Here is a 15,428-nt window from a genome sequence, read left to right on the forward strand (position 1 = left end):
CCGGCGACCACGTCGGGCTCCTCAGGGAGAGAGCATCATGGCCATCGCCATCATCCCGGCACGGGGCGGCAGCAAGCGCATTCCCCGCAAGAACATCCGTCCCTTCTGCGGCTTGCCCATGATTGCCTACGCCGTTGAGGCAGCCAGAGACTCGGGCTGTTTCAGTCGGGTGGTGATCTCCACCGATGACCCGGAGATCGCCGAGGTGGCCCGTCGCCTCGGGGCCGAGGTGCCCTTCCTGCGGGGCGCCGCGCTGGCCGATGACCATACCGGCACCACCCCTGTGGTGATCGACACCATCCAGCGGCTCGACCAGCTCGGCATCCAGGCGGAGCACTACTGCTGCATCTATGCCACAGTGCCGCTGATCCAGGCCGATGACCTGCGCGCCGCCCACCACCGCATGCTCGCCAGCAAGGCCCCCTTCGTCTACACGGTGGCCGAATTCGGCTTCCCGATCCAGCGGGCGGTGCGCATGGACGCGCAAGGCAGGGTCACCCCCTTCTGGCCGGAGCAGATGGCGAAACGCTCCCAGGATCTGGAGCCCGCCTATCAGGATGCCGGCCAGTTCTACTGGGGCAGCCGCGCGGCCTGGCTGGGAGGGATCAGCCCGGTGGGGGGAGAAGGGATTGGCCACATATTGCCGCGGCACAGGGTGGTCGACATCGACACGCCGGAAGATTGGCACCTGGCCGAACTGCTCTATCAAGTGCTGGCCCAAGATGACGTTTAAGGTTGCCTTCCGGCTCGATGCCGGCGCCGAGATCGGCTTGGGCCACCTGATGCGCTGCCTGGCCATCGCCGATAGGCTGCACGCCGCCGGGGCCGAGTGCCACTTCCTCTGCCACGATCTGCCGATACACCTGCTGTCGTTGCTGCGACCCCATCACCAGCATCCTCTGAGCGCGCTGGATGACGCCGGCCCGCTGCCCGGCTTGCAGCCCGATTGGCTGGTGTTCGATCACTACCAGATTGACCACACAATCGAACAAAAGCTGGCCGCCCACTGCGGCCGCGTGCTAGTGATCGATGATCTGGCCGACCGGACACACCACTGCCAGCTGCTGCTGGATCAGGGCCCCTTGCGCCGCGCTGCCGATTACCAGCCGCTCACCCCCGCCGGCTGTCGGCTGCTGCTGGGTACCGACTACGCCCTGCTGCGTCCCGCCTATCGCCAGCTGGCGCGGCCACACGCCAGTCAGTGGCGACGGGGGCTTGTCTGCTTTGGCGGCGCCGATCCCGCCGGCGCCTGCCTCATCACCCTCAACAGCCTGGCCCGGCTGCCCTGGGCCCGCACCATCCAGTGGACCCTGGTGGCGGGCGGGGCCAATCCCTTCTGGCCTGAGCTGGAACAGAGGGTGGCCGAACTGACCGACCTCGACCTGGCGCTGCTGCGCCAGAGCGACCAGATGGCCGACCTGATGAGCCGGCACGACTTCGCCATCGGCGCCGCCGGCGGCATGACCTGGGAGCGGGCCTGTCTCGGTCTGCCGACCCTGGCAGTGCCCATCGTCGACAACCAGCAGTTCAACGACCAGGTGATCGCCCGCTTCCAGCTGGCCGAGCGGCTGACCCTGAGCGAGCTGGCCGAGCCTGAGCGACTGCTGCAGGCCCTGCAACGGCTTGAACAACAGTCAGACGACTACCGCCGCCGCGGCCAGCAGCAGGTGGACGGGCTGGGGCTGGATCGGCTCACCGCCCGGTTGCTGCAACAATCGGATTATCAACTGTTACCAGATGGCCAGCAGTGGCAACTACGCCATGATGGCAAACTGCTGCTCACCCTGACCCTGAACGGCCAGCGGCTGACATGGCAGGCCACTCAGCCACTTCAGCCCACGGCGTGGCAAGAGCTGGCACATCGCTTGCAAACAATTTTCTCCCAATTTCCCCTCTATCTTGCCGAGCCACCGCAGATAGCGCCCCCTGCCCCCTGGCAGCCGGCGCCGCAAGGCTGGCAACTTGGCACAGGAGTCTGAACACAGATGCAGATCGCCCATCAATCCATCGGCCCGGCGCAGGCTCCCTATGTGATCGCTGAACTGTCGGCCAACCACAACGGCAACCTGGAGCGCGCACTGGCCATCATGACCGCCGCCAAGGAGGCCGGGGCCAGTGCGGTCAAGCTGCAGACCTACCGGCCCGACACCATCACCCTCAACAGCGACAGGCCCGAGTTCCAGATCCATGGCGGCCTCTGGGATGGCCACAACCTCTATGACCTCTATGAGTGGGCGCATACCCCCTGGGAGTGGCATCAGGCCCTGTTTGCCAAGGGGCGCGAGCTGGGGCTGACGGTCTTCAGCAGTCCGTTCGACTTCAGCGCGGTGGATCTGCTGGAATCCCTCGACTGCCCGGCCTACAAGATCGCCTCCTTCGAGCTGGTGGACCTGCCCCTCATCCGCTACGCCGCCCAGACCGGCAAGCCGCTCATCATGTCCACCGGCATGGCGAACGAGGCCGAGATCGCCGCCGCAGTCGAGATGGCGCTCAAGCACGGCAACGGCCAGCTGGCCCTGCTGCACTGCGTCAGCGGCTATCCGGCGCCGGCAGCCGAATACAACCTGCGTACCATCCCCATGTTGCGCCAGCGCTTCGGGGTCGAGGTGGGGCTCTCCGATCACACCCTGGGATCGGCCACGGCCATCGCCGCCACTGCGCTCGGGGCGACCCTCATCGAGAAGCACTTCACCCTGGCCCGCGCCGACGGCGGGCCGGATTGCGCCTTCTCCATGGAACCGGCCGAACTCACCGAGCTGGTGGCCTCGGTCAACACCGCCCATGCCGCCCTCGGGGTGGCCGATTACCAGCTCACCGCCAGTGAACAGGGCAACCGTGCGTTTCGCCGCTCCCTCTATCTGGTCAAGGAGATGGCCGCCGGCGAGGTGCTCACCGCAGAGCACATCAAGTCGGTGCGCCCCGCCCTCGGCCTGCCCCCGGCCGATTACGATCGGCTCATCGGCAAGCGGGTCAACCGCAGCCTGAGCGCCAATCAACCGCTGAGCTGGGAGTGGATAGACAAAGATGAGTGATGATCTCTTCAACCAGCACGGCAGGCTCATCAGCCAGCGCTGGCCCGCCCTCTGGCTCCGCCTGCTGGCACAGGACGTGGAAAGCCTGCCGGCCGAGCTGACCGAGGGGCTCGGCTCCACCCTCAGCCTCCACGGCATCCAGCTCACCAGCCGGCACGACCGGGTGAAGGAAGCAGAGCTGCAGGCCGCCAGCCTGCCCGAGCAAGCTGTGCTGCACCTCTACGGCACCGGGCTAGGCGATCTGCCGCGCGCCCTGCTGGGGCGCAGCAGCCTCAAGCGGCTGGAAGTGAAGATCATGAATGGCGCCCTGTTTGCCCTGGTGCTGCGCCTGCTGGATCAGCAGGACTGGCTGACGGACCCCAGGGTAGAGCTGATGATGGCCGGCGACGAGGGGGAGGTGCGGCTGCCCTTCTTCGCCCTGCCGCCCGAGCTGCTGCTGGTGGAAGATGCCGCCGCCCGCATCCGCGACCGGCTGGTGAGTGAAATCGACTTGCCGTTTGCCCGGGCCAGGTTCGACGCCGAGCACCCCGACGTCACTAGGCGGCTGGCCGAAAACCGCGAACTGGTGGCCGGCGACGGCGATGTGGCCTCCCTGTTTGGTCTGGCTCAGGGCAAGCAGGCCCTGATCGTGGCGAGCGGCCCGACCCTGCAGCACAACCTGACCATCCTGCAGGCCCAGTTGCAGCGCCGTCGGCAAGATTTCCTGCTGATCAGCGTCGATACCGCGCTGGCATTCTTGCTTGGCCACGGCATCCGACCGGACATCGTCGTCACCATCGATGACGCCATCGACGGCAACCGGCTGCCCGCCGCCCAGTCGGCCCAGACCACCCTGGTCTATTACCCCACGGTTCCCACGGCAGCCCTGCTGGCCTGGCAGGGGCCGCGCAAGACCGCCTACTCCCGCAGCCCCATGTATCAGCAGCTGCGGCAGACGCTCCCCAAGGGCGTGCTGCACTCGGGCGGCAGCGTCATTCATCCCGCCGTGGATCTCGCCGTACAGATGGGTTGCCACCAGGTCATCCTGCTGGGTACCGACTTCGCCTTTCCCGGCGAGCTTACCCACTCGGGCTGGGCCGACGGTGCGCTCGGCCCCAGTGCCGCGCTGGCACTCAGCTGGGCCCTCGACGGCCATGGCCGGCGGGTCAAGACCAATCCGAACTTTTCCGCCTACCGCACCGAACTCGAGCGCTACATAGCGCGCCACCCCGAGGTGCAATTCTGGAACTGCAGCCGGGAAGGGGCGGAGATCGCCGGCTGCCGCTATCACCCGGAGTACGTGCAATGAAAAACGGCCAGATCACCCGCCTAACCGCCCTGGCACACCAGTTTCGGCTGGGGCAGTCGGTTGCCGCGAGTCAGGCATTGCCGGAACTGCTGCAAGAGGTGGTCACCGAGCAGGGCAACCTGCCACCCGGACTGGTAGCCGCCCTGCTGCAGTGCCAGGAGCGCAAGGACTGGCTGGGGCTAGCCGACTACCTCGAATATGAAGTGGTGCACTGCCTGTCGACCCCGACCAGCGACACCACAGGAGACCATTGATGATCAAGGCCATTTCCAACGCCTCCGAGCAGGAGCTATCACGTCGCCAGACCTTCAGCGAGTTGCTGCACGCCAGCCCGCTGCCCGCGGCCGAGCTGCAGAACAACCTGGGCCTCTACCTCAAGCGCCAGTCGCTCTCCCGCATCCTGTTCATGCACGAGCTGTATCAGAAGATCGTGCCGGTCCACGGCGTCATCATGGATTTCGGCACCCGCTGGGGTCAGAACCTGGCGCTCTTCTCCTCGTTTCGCGGCATGTATGAGCCTTACAACTACAACCGCAAGCTGGTGGGATTCGATACCTTCAGCGGCTTCCCTTCCCACGCTCCGCAGGATGGTAGCGACGCCGCCATCCAGCCCGGTGCCTACGGGGTGACGCCGGGCTATGAGCAGCATCTGGCCCAACTGCTCGCCGCCCATGAGGCGGAAAGTCCGCTGGACCATATCGTCAAGCATGAGCTGGTGAAGGGGGATGTGACAGAGACGCTGCCGGCCTATCTGGCTCGTCAGCCGGAAACAATGATAGCGCTGGCCTATTTTGACTTTGATCTCTACGAGCCGACCCGCCGCTGCCTCGAGCTCATCAAGCCGCACCTGACCAAGGGATCTGTGCTGGCATTCGATGAGCTCAACTGGCCCGCCTTTCCGGGGGAGACCCTGGCCCTCAAGGAGGTGCTGGGGCTGGATCGCTACGCCATCCGCCGCACCCCGCACAACCCGGGCCCGGCCTATCTGGTGATCGAGTAGTCTGGTTGCGGGCTGAGACGACGCAGCAGCCCGGCCTCCAGCAGCATCCGCGCCAGCGGCTCCACCCGCCAGAACGGCGCCCCTATGGTCTCGGCGATCTCGAACAGGGTCAGCTTGCCGTCGCTGTAGGCCAGCAGATTCATCATCTCCCGTACCCGCCAGCCCGAATAGCGGGTCGACAAATCCGGGTAGAGCCCCCGCTTGCCGAGCTGAGGCTCGCCCAGCACGGTGACCTCGCAGCGCTCGTCCAGCTCCAGACACTCGATGGCCCGGCGCAGCGCCATGAAGCCACCGGCCAGCCCGGCCGGCGTCACCAGCGAGAGGTCATCGAGCGAGGTGTGGTACTCGGCATAACAGCCGTATCGACTGCGCATCACCGAGGTGACCGGTAGATCGATGCCGGGCGCGCACAGCTGCCGCTCGTTGGAGCCACGCTCCAGAAAGCTGTACGCCTGGTAACCCGGTGCCAGATGGCCGAGCACATGGCGACCGATGCGATCCGCCAGCGTGTTGCCCTGGCGGGAAGGCAGGAAGGAGTAGCCGCGGTCATCGCCAAGACAGGTCAGGTTGAACCCGGCCAGAGTGTGCTGCTTGAGCTGGTCCAGATGGCGGGAGAGATAGACGATGGCCCCTAGGGTTTCGGGCACCAGCATCAGCCGGTAGCTGTAGCGACGTGTGGGCAGTGACGCCAGCCAGGCCATCAGGAAGACACCGACGCAGGGGCCGGAGAGCTCGTTGTTGGCCATGGAGGGGTGGCAGGTGTAGCTCGACAGCAGGATCTCCTGCTCGCTCTCCCCCGGCAGCACCCAGTCGCCATAGGTGAGCGAACCCGGTGCCAGGGTGGCATCGATCACCACCTGATATTCCCCCTCCGGCAGCGCCTCTCGCAGCCGATGGGGCAGACAGAAGCCCCAGCGGCGCTTGTAGTAGGAGGTCACATAGGGAATGGCATCCGGCTGCTCGGGCATAGAGTGAAGATGGGGTTGCAGCTCGGCCAGCGAGAGGGTGCAGCGCACCGGCTCCGAGTAGCCGACCAGATGCAGATTGTGATCCTGGAAATCCACCACCCTGCGGCCATCCGGCCCCACTATGTAGGCCTCCCGCACGTTCCACTCGTCAGGCACGGTCCAGTCGAAGCACTCGGTGCCGCTGGCTACTTCATGGATCTGCAGCTCGGGCAGGCAGTGCTCGCGCCACAGGGCCAGCGACTGCCGAACCCCGTCCCCGGTCAGGCTGCGGTTGAGCGGAAACAGCAGGGTGAGCAGCCGATGCAGCTGTTCACCGACTTGTGCCTGGTCGTCCCAGTCGGTGGGCAGATAGCCGCTCTTGGGTGAAAAACTCATGGGGTGGGTGCCTCGATCAATTCGACAATGTGGCCAAGGGGGCTCAGGAAAAACTGGACGTGGGCGCCGCCAAACGCGATGGCCGGCTGGCTGGGCCCGAGGGGCAGGTGGCGCTGCGCGCGCAGCCGTTCGGCACTCTCCTGCAGGTTGCTCACCCGATATGCAAGGTGGTTGATGACGTTGCGCCGGGTCTTGAGCACCTGGGCGACCGGGCTCTCCTCGCTGGCCGGCGCGACCAGCTCGTAGCAGAGGCCATGGTCGTCGTGCGCGAACTGCACCCAGACCCGTTGCAGCGGATCCTCCACTGCCGCCGAGAAGCGGCTCAGCCCCAGTACGTCGCGGCAATAGGCCACACCGCTCGCCAGGTCCGGCACCACCAGTCCGATGTGATCAAACTGCATGGGACTCTCCTCCCGCCCGGATCAGGGCGTATGGGGCCGCCGCCAGCAACTCGCCGGCAGCCAGGATGAAGTCGCGACACGGCACCGCCCAGACCGGCACCCGCTGGCACAGCGTCTGGCGCCAGGCGCCCCGCTCCTGCAGCAGGGCCACCAGCCGGGAGAGGTCGATTTCGCTGGCCAGCGACAGGTCGCGCACATAGTAATCCGCCTGCCACTCCCGCACGCGGCCATCGACGCACACCTGACCCGCAAACATCTTGTGATAGCGATAAGAGACGGCCAGCCGCTGCTCCACGTAGTGGGTGAAGGTGATGCGGTCGGGGTGGCAACCCAGCCCCAGCAGCCAGCCGTCCTGCTCCGCCAGCCAGCCGAACGGGCTCTCCTGACCGAAACAGTCGTGACACTCCCGGGCCACCAGCGCAGGCCCCTGCGGGCCGCTGATTGCCATGCTGAAGACGGGATCCCGCGTGCGCACCACCCCTTCGCGCTGGCGGAACAGCTCCGTCATCAAGCCCACCTTGCTCGGGGTCTGCGCAGGGTCGAAGCACTCGTCCGCCATCGGGCTGTAACTGAAGGTCGGCACCAGCAGGTGCCCGCCCAGCCACTGTTCGAGGCATGTCCAGAAAGCCGCGATGCCTGCGGCGTTGCCCATGCCGGCAAACTGGGCCACCACCATGGCATCCGAGTGCACCATCAGGGCGCCGCCTCTGGGGATCCCCAGCGCGGTCAGCGCCTGCTCGAGCGCCTGTTTCACACGGCAACCCCTTTGCTAAGCAGGGCTTGCTGGATGTCGGCCAGGCTCTTCAACTCGGCCAGCTCCTGCGGCTCGAACCGCACGGCATAGTGCTGCTCGACCAGCAGTAGCAGGTTGAAGTGACCCAGAGAGTCCCACTCGGGAAAGCTGCCGAGGGCAGATTGTGCGTTGATGCTGGCCTGGGGGAACTGCTGGTGTGCCAGCGCGATAAGGTCATTCATTGGCATAGAACTCCAAAAACGGGAGAGAAAGAGAGCAGAGATCAAGCGTGAGGAACAGCTCGTCCGCCAGCGGCAGCAAGCCCGCTGGAGTGGTTATCGGCCGGGTTGGCAGGCTCGCCAGAAAATCCCGCGCCGGCTGGTTGCGGGTGGTGGCAACCAGGCTGATGACCAGCTCGCTCACCCCTTGCGCCCGCAGATGGTTTGCCAGTTGTGCCAGCAGCCAGTATTCGAAACCGCGCCCCAGCACCCGGCAGCTGATGGCCAGGGTATCCAGCAGCGCCCTGCCCTCATCGAGCGGGCGCACCACCAGCAGCGCCGTCATGCCGTGATCGGCAAATCTGTCTCGCAGACTGGCCAGCCAGACCTCGCCCCCCTCGGCGGCCAGCCGGGCCAGTTCCGCCGCCTGATAGCGGCGGCCGGAGAGGTTGAACTGATTGGTCTTCTGGCTGAGCTGTTCGGCTCGCAACTGGTTGCCTGGGGAGAGCATCTGCCAGTCGGCCTGCAGCGCCAATTGTCGCAGGAAGGCGTGCTCGTCGCCCAGTTGCCGGCGCACCGCCTCGGCCTCGGCCTGGGCCTGATAGGAGTGCTGCCGCAGGCCGTCATCCCGGCTCTGGTGGCGACTACACAGGGCCGGCAGCGTCAGCAGGGCATCCGGCCAGCTCCAGAGATCGGCCGGCGGGGTAATCACCAACACCTCGGGGCAGTTGGCCCGCACCTCGGCCCGCTCCAGCTCGCTGTCATCCCAGAAGACCAGGCTGTCCAGCCCGACATTGAGGCGGGCTGCCAGCCGCTGCAGCCCCTTGGATTTGGGCTCCCAGCCGATTTCGGCTGCGGCGATCTGCGCCCGTGTCAGCATCATGCCCGGATGCTCGTCAAACAGCCGCCATACATCGTCCGCCAGATTCTTGGAGCAGAGCGCCAGCACTATGCCCTGCTCGTGCCAGTGGCTGGCTGCCTGCTGGAAGGCCTGGTAGAGCCGGCCCATCCCGTCCTGTCCCAGCAGGACGCCGCCGACACCGTCTTCACCGACCACGCCGCCCCACAGGGTATTGTCGCAGTCGAGCACCAGCACCTTGTGGGCGGGTTGCTGCAACCGCTGCAGCAAGGGGAGCATCCACTGCGCCAGGCTGGCCAGACCGGCCATGGAGAAGGGGCAGGACATCAGATAGAGGTTGCGCCGATCGAAGCAGTGCTGGCGGCCATGCTGTTGCAGCCAGAGCGGCAGGTGCAGGTCGTCCAGGCCGGGTTGCTGCAGGCGCAGGCGGGCCATCTGCTGCTCGAACGCACTGGCCAGCGCGGCGAGCACGGCAGGGGCCGGGCCATAGACACAGAGCGGGGCATGGCTGCAGGCCCCCACCAGCAGATGATCCTGCGGGCGGCGCTGCAGATGCTGCAACAGAGGCTGGCAGAGCGCGTCGACGAAGGCGGCAACCGCCAGCTGCTGATCGTCCTGCGCCAGACGGCCCCACTCCTGCAGGGTCCGGGCGGGCACCAGATCTTCCCACAACCAGATGATGATGTGGGTTCCGGCCGCGGCATCGGCGCTCTGGTGCATCAGGGTCTGCAACCACTGGCCGTGGGGGGCCACCTGCACTTCGCCATATTCAGCCAGGGGGCGCCAGGCGAGGTTGCCCGGCATCAAGAACGAACTGCCACTGAGATGAAGCATGGTCATGACCTTCCCCCTGCACTACCGGGACCATCCCGGCAACCGACAAATGGGATGATCGTGTTTGATCTTCATGAAAAACAAAAGCTTTTTTGGCCGTATTCAGTAGTTGATGCTGACGTAGGGCACCTCGTCCACCTGCCACAGCTGCTTGAGGTAGACGGTCAGCACGAAGAAGAAGTTGGCCAGCAGGTTGGCGAACCGATAGAGGATGGGGTCGAAGCACACCCCGCTCTCCTCCAACCGCACCAGCAGCCGCACCACCTTCTTGCTGCCGCAGCGGCACAGGTGCAGGGTCGGGATCGGCTGCGGCCCTTGCGGCAGCACGAAACCGGTGACCCGGCCGCGGCTCGCCTCGTTGTAGTGATCGTAACGCCCCTTCAGCCACGCCAGATCCTCCTCGAAGATGCCGAGCCGGCCGCGCACCGAGCCGTTGAGGTTGTAGATAAGCCGCTGCAGCGCCGCGAGATCCGCCTGTATGGGCGCAATCTCGGCCTCCGGAGCCAGCTGTGACAATACGGCGCCCACCTGGCAGCAGAGCTCGTCGGTGGCGATCTCGTAGTCACACTGGAACTGGGTTTCGAAGATGAAGGGGTAGCAAAGCTCGCGCTTGTCTCTGGGCTTTTTCGGGTTCATAGGGTGGCCGGATCGGGAAAAAGGCCAGTTTGCCAGCCCCTGCGGGAGCTGGCAAACGGCCGGTCATGGTCCTTCTCAATCCAAAACGGTTCAAACGCTCTTGCTGCTGGTATCCGTCGCCGGCTGGAACTGGCCGATCATCCGCAGCGCATCCAGCATCCGCTGGTTGAAGCTGGTGAAGCTGCCCACCTGGGCCGGATCGCTCTGGCCACGGGCCGCCAGCACCGCCGGCGTCAGCGCCTGCTGCTGGGATGCCGGCAGCAGAGAATCCGCCTGCTGCTGCACCTGATCCAGCTTGGGCAGGTAGTCGGCCAGCGGCTTGAGCATCTCCTGCAGGGAGTGCGCCCCCTGATAGGTCTGGCTCAGCTTGAGGCTCTGCTTGAGCTTGAGCGAATAGGAGGCCAGCTGGCTGTCATCCAGCTTCAGCTCGCCCGCCTTCTTCAACAGGTCGTCGAAATTGCCGGAGAAGAAGCTGCCGGCCAGATCGTCGATCCCCTTGACCAGCTTGCCGATGGAGTCCATCTCCTCGCTGCTCAGGTTGCCCTCCAGCGAGAAGCTGAAGCTCTGGCTCGACTTGAGGCTGAACTGGCTGCCGCTGTCATCCTTCTGGGACTTGGTCTGCCAGCTGTCGTTGAAGCGCAGCACCACCTTGTCGCCATCCTTGGTCTGGATCTCCAGCGAGCCCTGCTGGCGGCTGGCCATCTCGGCCTGCCCCATGTCGGTGGTGGAGACCTTGCCGAAGAACTCCTTCTCGAACTGGTCGAGCCCCTCCTGGATCAGCTTGTAGCTCTGATCCATGCCGGTCTTGATGTCTTCGTTGTCCGCCCAGTCGCCAAGCTGTTTCCTGGCGTCACCAAAGCCCTTGTCCACCCCCTTGCGGGCCTGCTCCATCATGCCGGTCAGGCTGTCGTCCGACTTGCCGTCGGCCCGGGCAGCCCCCAGCCGGCCGGTGACGAACTGCAGCACGTTGTCGGCCACCGACTGGAAGTCGAACAGGGTATCCGGGGTCACCGCCTCCGGCTGATCCTGCGCCTTGGGCGCCTTGTAGCCCTGGCCGTTGATCTCCAGCGCGAACTGCAGCGCCTGCTGCACCAGCACCTGCGCCCATTTCGGCGCCTTGTGCAACGAGACTTCGTCCTCGTTGTTTACCGGCTTCGAGTCCGCCTGCTGGGGCGATTTGGGAGCAACACCCACTCCCTTGGGTTGGGCCGCGCCCACTCCGTCGATCTGCATAATGTGTCCTCCCACCATGCCTGTAGATCAGCTATCGGCCTGACTGCACACTTCTTGACCACAAAATGCTGGACAATCCGCAGCGGCCTTTTAAAATCGGGCCCCTTTGGGTGGCCGCAGGCTTCCCCCGATTTCGTCCCGGCCAGACCGGTGTGCATGTGAGGTAAATCATGACCCAATCCCAGCAGGTTTCCGCCGACCCGGCGCCCCTTCGAACCCCGGCCGACTACCAGGCCCAGCTCGACGAGAAGCGCGAGCGCCTCTGCGGGTTGTTTGCCGACTTCACCCTGCCTGCGCTGGAAGTGCACGCCTCCCCCGCCGAACACTACCGGATGCGCGCCGAGTTTCGCATCTGGCACGACGGTGACGACCTGTACCACTGCATGTATGCGCCGGCCACCAAGGAGATCATCCGGGTCGACCAGTTCCCCACCGCCAGCCGCCTCATCAACCAGCTGATGCCGGTGCTGCTGGAGGGGCTGCGCCCGCACCCCGTACTGCGCCGCAAGCTGTTCCAGATCGATTACCTCTCCACCCAGTCCGGCCAGATCTGCGTCAGCCTGCTCTATCACCGCAAGCTGGAGAGCGAGTGGCAGCAGGCCGCCGAGGCGCTGCAGGCCGACCTGCGGGCCAAGGGGTTCGAGCTGCAGCTGATTGGCCGCGCCCACAAGCAGAAGATCTGCCTGGGGGAGGAGTTCGTCATCGAACGGTTGAATGTGCAAGGCCGCGAGCTGATCTACAAGCAGGTGGAAAACAGCTTCACCCAACCCAACGCCGCCATCAACGAACAGATGCTGGGCTGGGCGCTGGACGTGACCAGGGGGAGCGAGGGCGACCTGCTGGAGCTCTACTGCGGCAACGGCAACTTCTCCATCGCCCTGGCGCAGAACTTTAGCAAGGTGCTGGCCACCGAGATCGCCAAGCCGAGCGTGGACTCCGCCCAGTTCAACATCGCCGCCAACAGCGTCGACAACCTGATCATCCTGCGCATGTCGGCCGAGGAGTTCACCATGGCGATGCGCGGCGAGCGGGAGTTCAACCGCCTCAAGGGGGTGGATCTCTCCGCCTACCAGTGCAACACCATCTTCGTCGACCCGCCCCGGGCCGGCCTCGACGAGGCCACCGTCAAGCTGGTGCAGGATTACGATAACATCCTCTACATCTCCTGCAACCCCGAGACCCTGCAGGCCAACATGGCGGTGCTGGGCGAAACCCACGAGATCGCCCGCTTCGCCCTGTTCGATCAGTTCCCCTGGACTCACCACATGGAAGCCGGCGTCTATCTCAAGCGCAAGGCAGGTTGATATCACAGGGGCACAGCTCCCCGCTCGACCAGCAAGACAGGGCCCGCAGGCCCTGTTTGATTATTTAACCCTGTGCATGGGGCGGCCGGAGCCGCTATGCTGGCGGCACGCGCATCCGCGCCACAGTCTGGGTGTCATGCCACCATGCAACGCATTCTTTTTGTTGAAGATGATCCCGAGATAGGCCAGCTCATCAGCAGCTGGCTGGCCCGCCACGACATGGAAGTGCTGCTGGAGCCGAGGGGCGATCTGGCGCTGGCCAGGGTCGAGGCAGAGCAGCCGGACCTGGTGCTGCTCGACATCATGCTGCCGGGTCAGGATGGTCTCTCCCTGTGCCGGGATCTGCGCCCGCGTTTTGCCGGTCCCATCGTCATGCTCACCTCCCTCGATAGCGACATGAACCAGATCCTGAGCCTGGAGCTGGGCGCCAACGACTACATCCTCAAAACCACGCCGCCCCCCGTGCTGCTGGCCCGGCTGCGGGTCCAGTTCCGCCAGCAGGGACAACAGGCCCCGCAGCCCGTGGTCGCCAGCACACCGCCCCAGCGCCTGCAGTTCGGCCGGCTGCAGATCGACGGCCCGGGCCGGGACGTGCGCCTCGACGGCGACAGCATTCCGCTCTCCACCGCCGATTTCGATCTCCTGTGGGAGCTGGCCTGCCACGCCGGCCAGATCCTGGGGCGGGAGGCGCTGTTTCGCAGCCTGCGCGGTCGCGACTACGACGGCCAGGATCGCAGCATGGACGTGGCCATCTCCCGCCTGCGTCGCAAGCTGGGGGACGATACCAGCAACCCGACCCGCATCAAGACAGTACGCCAGAAGGGCTACCTGCTGGTGCCCCACGCCTGGGAATAAGCCCCGCCGAATGACCTTGATGCTCCCTTCTCCCCTTGCGGAAGAAGGGTTGGGGATGAGGGGGCAACAATGCAATGCCCAGACGTAATCCAGGCAAGAGGAGAGCCCAATGCGCCGCCTGTTTATCCAGTTCTATCTGCTGCTGATCGGCTGTTTCACCCTGGCCATCCTGCTGGTCGGCATGGTCTATCAGGTCACCGCCGAGCGGGCGGGAGATCGCTATCTGGAGCGGATGATGCAGGGCTCCCTCGGCCTGCTCACCGGCGAGCTGGCCCGCTTGCCACCGGAGCACTGGCCCGCCCGCATGGCGGAGCAGAGCCGCCAGCTTACCCTGCCGCTGCAGATCGGCGCCCTCGCCAACCAGCCGCTGGCCAACGAGGATCAGGCCTTCCTGGAGGCCGGCAACATCGTCATCGTCGAGGAGGATGACACCTTCCTGCAGCGCATTCCGGGCACCGATCAGGTGCTGATCGTTGGCCCCGTACCCTATCTCTCCTACCTGCACGAGCTGCACTGGGTCGACGTGGGGCTGCTGCTGGTCATCGGTCTCTCGCTGGGGCTGCCGATCCTGCTCTGGCTGCGCCCGCACTGGCGCGGCCTGCAGCAGCTCGAACAGACCGCCCGTCGGGTCGGCGACGGCGATCTCTCCTGCCGCACCCGCCTGCCCCCCGGCAGCAGCCTGGGTCGGGTCGGCCGCACCTTCGACCAGATGACCGAGCAGCTGCAGGCCATGCTGGCCAGCCGCAAGCAGCTGACCGACGCCATCGCCCACGAGCTGCGCACCCCGCTGGTGCGGCTGCGCTACCGGCTCGCCATGCTGGATCCCGCCCCCTCGGCCGAGGAGCAGCAGGGACTGGAGCGGGATCTCGGCGCGCTGGATGCCCTCATCGAGGAGATGCTCACCTACGCCAGGCTCGATCGCCCCGAGCTGCCGCTGCAGTGCAGCGAGCTGGAGCTCGGCAGCTGGGCCGGCAGCCGCCTCGCCGACTGGCAGGCGCTGCGACCGGACAAACGGCTCGACTTCGTGCGCCCAGCCATGGCCCTGCCCTGGCGCGGCGACATCCGCCTGCTCGATCGGGCGCTGGAGAACCTCATCGGCAACGCCCTGCGCCACGCCGCCGGCCGGGTCACCCTCAACATGGCGCGCCAGCAGGATCACTATCTGCTGGAGGTGGCCGACGACGGCGCCGGCATCGATCCCGCATTGGCGCCGCAGATCTTCGAGCCCTTCGTGCGGCTGGATCAGAGCCGCGACAGGCGCACCGGCGGCGCCGGGCTGGGGCTCGCCATAGTGCGCAGCATCGCCCGCCACCATGGCGGCGAGGTGCAGCTGCTGCCAAGCAGCAGCGGTGCCCGCTTCTGCCTGATGCTGCCTGTACATTTGGATACAAACCGTCACCAGTCACTCACTGAACCGCAAGTCGAACAGCCCTAGGATGAAGTCATGGAGAAACGCTCCATGTCATCAACCCGAATGAGGAACTGGAATATGAACAAGCTGATCCCCCTGAGCCTGGCTGCTGTCTTCGCCCTGACCTCCGGCTTCACCATGGCTGCCACCCCGACCAAGGCTGCCGCTCCCCAGGCTACCCAGACCAAGGTCGTGAAAAAACACCACAAGGCTGCCCACGCCAAGGCGCCGGCCGTCAAGGTTGCTCCCAAGACCAAGTAATCGACCAGCAAGCTTCCCGT

Annotated in this window: 17 protein-coding genes; 10 read left to right on the plus strand and 7 right to left on the minus strand. The window is 65.6% G+C overall.

Annotated elements, in window-relative coordinates; genetic code table 11:
- The first annotated feature begins 37 nt into the window (after positions 1 to 37).
- The 6 genes from pseF to G5134_RS07090 are packed head-to-tail and all read left to right on the plus strand — an operon-like array spanning position 38 to position 5,320.
- A complete protein-coding gene (gene pseF / locus G5134_RS07065) occupies positions 38 to 733 on the plus strand; it encodes a pseudaminic acid cytidylyltransferase (RefSeq protein ID WP_065018469.1) in 696 nt (231 codons plus the stop codon).
- Positions 723 to 1,979: a UDP-2,4-diacetamido-2,4,6-trideoxy-beta-L-altropyranose hydrolase gene (gene pseG / locus G5134_RS07070; protein WP_065018468.1), complete on the plus strand. Its 1,257-nt coding sequence runs from the start codon at positions 723 to 725 to the stop codon at positions 1,977 to 1,979. Before pseF ends, pseG begins: the two co-directional genes overlap by 11 nt.
- A 6-nt stretch (positions 1,980 to 1,985) precedes the next feature.
- Positions 1,986 to 3,032 (plus strand): pseudaminic acid synthase, encoded by a 1,047-nt coding sequence (gene pseI, locus G5134_RS07075; RefSeq protein WP_017781263.1) that lies wholly within the window; start codon positions 1,986 to 1,988, stop codon positions 3,030 to 3,032.
- On the plus strand, positions 3,025 to 4,320 hold the full coding sequence (locus tag G5134_RS07080) for a motility associated factor glycosyltransferase family protein (RefSeq protein ID WP_065018467.1): 1,296 nt from the start codon (positions 3,025 to 3,027) through the stop codon (positions 4,318 to 4,320). Before pseI ends, G5134_RS07080 begins: the two co-directional genes overlap by 8 nt.
- Positions 4,317 to 4,574, plus strand: a complete 258-nt coding sequence (locus tag G5134_RS07085; protein ID WP_065018466.1) for a hypothetical protein — start codon at positions 4,317 to 4,319, stop codon at positions 4,572 to 4,574. Before G5134_RS07080 ends, G5134_RS07085 begins: the two co-directional genes overlap by 4 nt.
- A complete protein-coding gene (locus tag G5134_RS07090; protein ID WP_005306746.1) occupies positions 4,574 to 5,320 on the plus strand; it encodes a crotonobetainyl-CoA--carnitine CoA-transferase in 747 nt (248 codons plus the stop codon). The genes G5134_RS07085 and G5134_RS07090 overlap by 1 nt, the downstream gene beginning before the upstream one ends.
- Here the strand turns inward: G5134_RS07090 and G5134_RS07095 are convergent.
- The 7 genes from G5134_RS07095 to G5134_RS07125 form a co-directional block, all read right to left on the minus strand.
- Complete coding sequence (locus tag G5134_RS07095) at positions 5,302 to 6,663, minus strand: DUF4910 domain-containing protein (RefSeq protein ID WP_065018465.1); 1,362 nt, start codon at positions 6,661 to 6,663, stop codon at positions 5,302 to 5,304. The two genes, G5134_RS07090 and G5134_RS07095, sit on opposite strands and share 19 nt — an antisense overlap.
- A complete protein-coding gene (locus tag G5134_RS07100; RefSeq protein WP_065018464.1) occupies positions 6,660 to 7,064 on the minus strand; it encodes a VOC family protein in 405 nt (134 codons plus the stop codon). Before G5134_RS07100 ends, G5134_RS07095 begins: the two co-directional genes overlap by 4 nt.
- Positions 7,054 to 7,818 carry an AAC(3) family N-acetyltransferase gene (locus G5134_RS07105; RefSeq protein WP_065018463.1) on the minus strand — a complete coding sequence of 255 codons (765 nt, stop codon included), beginning with the start codon at positions 7,816 to 7,818 and terminating at the stop codon, positions 7,054 to 7,056. Before G5134_RS07105 ends, G5134_RS07100 begins: the two co-directional genes overlap by 11 nt.
- Complete coding sequence (locus tag G5134_RS07110; protein ID WP_065018462.1) at positions 7,815 to 8,039, minus strand: acyl carrier protein; 225 nt, start codon at positions 8,037 to 8,039, stop codon at positions 7,815 to 7,817. Before G5134_RS07110 ends, G5134_RS07105 begins: the two co-directional genes overlap by 4 nt.
- The gene (locus G5134_RS07115; RefSeq protein ID WP_065018461.1) at positions 8,032 to 9,714 is read right to left on the minus strand and encodes an HAD-IIIC family phosphatase; all 1,683 of its coding nucleotides are present in this window, start codon (positions 9,712 to 9,714) and stop codon (positions 8,032 to 8,034) included. Before G5134_RS07115 ends, G5134_RS07110 begins: the two co-directional genes overlap by 8 nt.
- Positions 9,715 to 9,810: 96 nt before the next feature.
- Positions 9,811 to 10,344: an ATP--cob(I)alamin adenosyltransferase gene (locus G5134_RS07120; RefSeq protein ID WP_065018460.1), complete on the minus strand. Its 534-nt coding sequence runs from the start codon at positions 10,342 to 10,344 to the stop codon at positions 9,811 to 9,813.
- Positions 10,345 to 10,434: 90 nt separating this feature from the next.
- Positions 10,435 to 11,577, minus strand: coding sequence for a DUF5610 domain-containing protein (locus G5134_RS07125; protein WP_065018459.1), 1,143 nt, complete (start codon positions 11,575 to 11,577; stop codon positions 10,435 to 10,437).
- Positions 11,578 to 11,747: 170 nt separating this feature from the next.
- On the opposite strand from G5134_RS07125, the gene trmA reads away from it, so the two are divergent.
- The 4 genes from trmA (at position 11,748) to G5134_RS07145 (ending at position 15,408) form a co-directional block, all read left to right on the plus strand.
- The gene (trmA, locus tag G5134_RS07130) at positions 11,748 to 12,881 is read left to right on the plus strand and encodes a tRNA (uridine(54)-C5)-methyltransferase TrmA (protein WP_065018458.1); all 1,134 of its coding nucleotides are present in this window, start codon (positions 11,748 to 11,750) and stop codon (positions 12,879 to 12,881) included.
- A gap of 144 nt (positions 12,882 to 13,025) precedes the next feature.
- Positions 13,026 to 13,736, plus strand: coding sequence for a two-component system response regulator RstA (gene rstA, locus G5134_RS07135; RefSeq protein WP_016352344.1), 711 nt, complete (start codon positions 13,026 to 13,028; stop codon positions 13,734 to 13,736).
- A gap of 109 nt (positions 13,737 to 13,845) precedes the next feature.
- Positions 13,846 to 15,171, plus strand: a complete 1,326-nt coding sequence (gene rstB, locus G5134_RS07140) for a two-component system sensor histidine kinase RstB (RefSeq protein WP_065018457.1) — start codon at positions 13,846 to 13,848, stop codon at positions 15,169 to 15,171.
- 54 nt (positions 15,172 to 15,225) lie between these two features.
- Positions 15,226 to 15,408, plus strand: coding sequence for a hypothetical protein (locus tag G5134_RS07145; protein WP_010635722.1), 183 nt, complete (start codon positions 15,226 to 15,228; stop codon positions 15,406 to 15,408).
- Positions 15,409 to 15,428: the final 20 nt, after the last annotated feature.

Origin of the sequence: Aeromonas sp. 600276, from assembly GCF_049175815.1 — a bacterium.
GTDB lineage: Bacteria > Pseudomonadota > Gammaproteobacteria > Enterobacterales > Aeromonadaceae > Aeromonas > Aeromonas dhakensis.

Excerpts from the sequence above, each read along its gene's own strand:
- pseF (WP_065018469.1), top strand. The coding sequence starts at position 38 with ATGGCCATCGCCATCATCCCGGCACGGGGCGGCAGCAAGCGCATTCCC.
- pseG (WP_065018468.1), top strand. The coding sequence starts at position 723 with ATGACGTTTAAGGTTGCCTTCCGGCTCGATGCCGGCGCCGAGATCGGC.
- pseI (WP_017781263.1), top strand. The coding sequence starts at position 1,986 with ATGCAGATCGCCCATCAATCCATCGGCCCGGCGCAGGCTCCCTATGTG.
- G5134_RS07080 (WP_065018467.1), top strand. The coding sequence starts at position 3,025 with ATGAGTGATGATCTCTTCAACCAGCACGGCAGGCTCATCAGCCAGCGC.
- G5134_RS07085 (WP_065018466.1), top strand. The coding sequence starts at position 4,317 with ATGAAAAACGGCCAGATCACCCGCCTAACCGCCCTGGCACACCAGTTT.
- G5134_RS07090 (WP_005306746.1), top strand. The coding sequence starts at position 4,574 with ATGATCAAGGCCATTTCCAACGCCTCCGAGCAGGAGCTATCACGTCGC.
- G5134_RS07095 (WP_065018465.1), bottom strand. The coding sequence starts at position 6,663 with ATGAGTTTTTCACCCAAGAGCGGCTATCTGCCCACCGACTGGGACGAC.
- G5134_RS07100 (WP_065018464.1), bottom strand. The coding sequence starts at position 7,064 with ATGCAGTTTGATCACATCGGACTGGTGGTGCCGGACCTGGCGAGCGGT.
- G5134_RS07110 (WP_065018462.1), bottom strand. The coding sequence starts at position 8,039 with ATGAATGACCTTATCGCGCTGGCACACCAGCAGTTCCCCCAGGCCAGC.
- G5134_RS07115 (WP_065018461.1), bottom strand. The coding sequence starts at position 9,714 with ATGACCATGCTTCATCTCAGTGGCAGTTCGTTCTTGATGCCGGGCAAC.
- G5134_RS07120 (WP_065018460.1), bottom strand. The coding sequence starts at position 10,344 with ATGAACCCGAAAAAGCCCAGAGACAAGCGCGAGCTTTGCTACCCCTTC.
- G5134_RS07125 (WP_065018459.1), bottom strand. The coding sequence starts at position 11,577 with ATGCAGATCGACGGAGTGGGCGCGGCCCAACCCAAGGGAGTGGGTGTT.
- trmA (WP_065018458.1), top strand. The coding sequence starts at position 11,748 with ATGACCCAATCCCAGCAGGTTTCCGCCGACCCGGCGCCCCTTCGAACC.
- rstA (WP_016352344.1), top strand. The coding sequence starts at position 13,026 with ATGCAACGCATTCTTTTTGTTGAAGATGATCCCGAGATAGGCCAGCTC.
- rstB (WP_065018457.1), top strand. The coding sequence starts at position 13,846 with ATGCGCCGCCTGTTTATCCAGTTCTATCTGCTGCTGATCGGCTGTTTC.
- G5134_RS07145 (WP_010635722.1), top strand. The coding sequence starts at position 15,226 with ATGAACAAGCTGATCCCCCTGAGCCTGGCTGCTGTCTTCGCCCTGACC.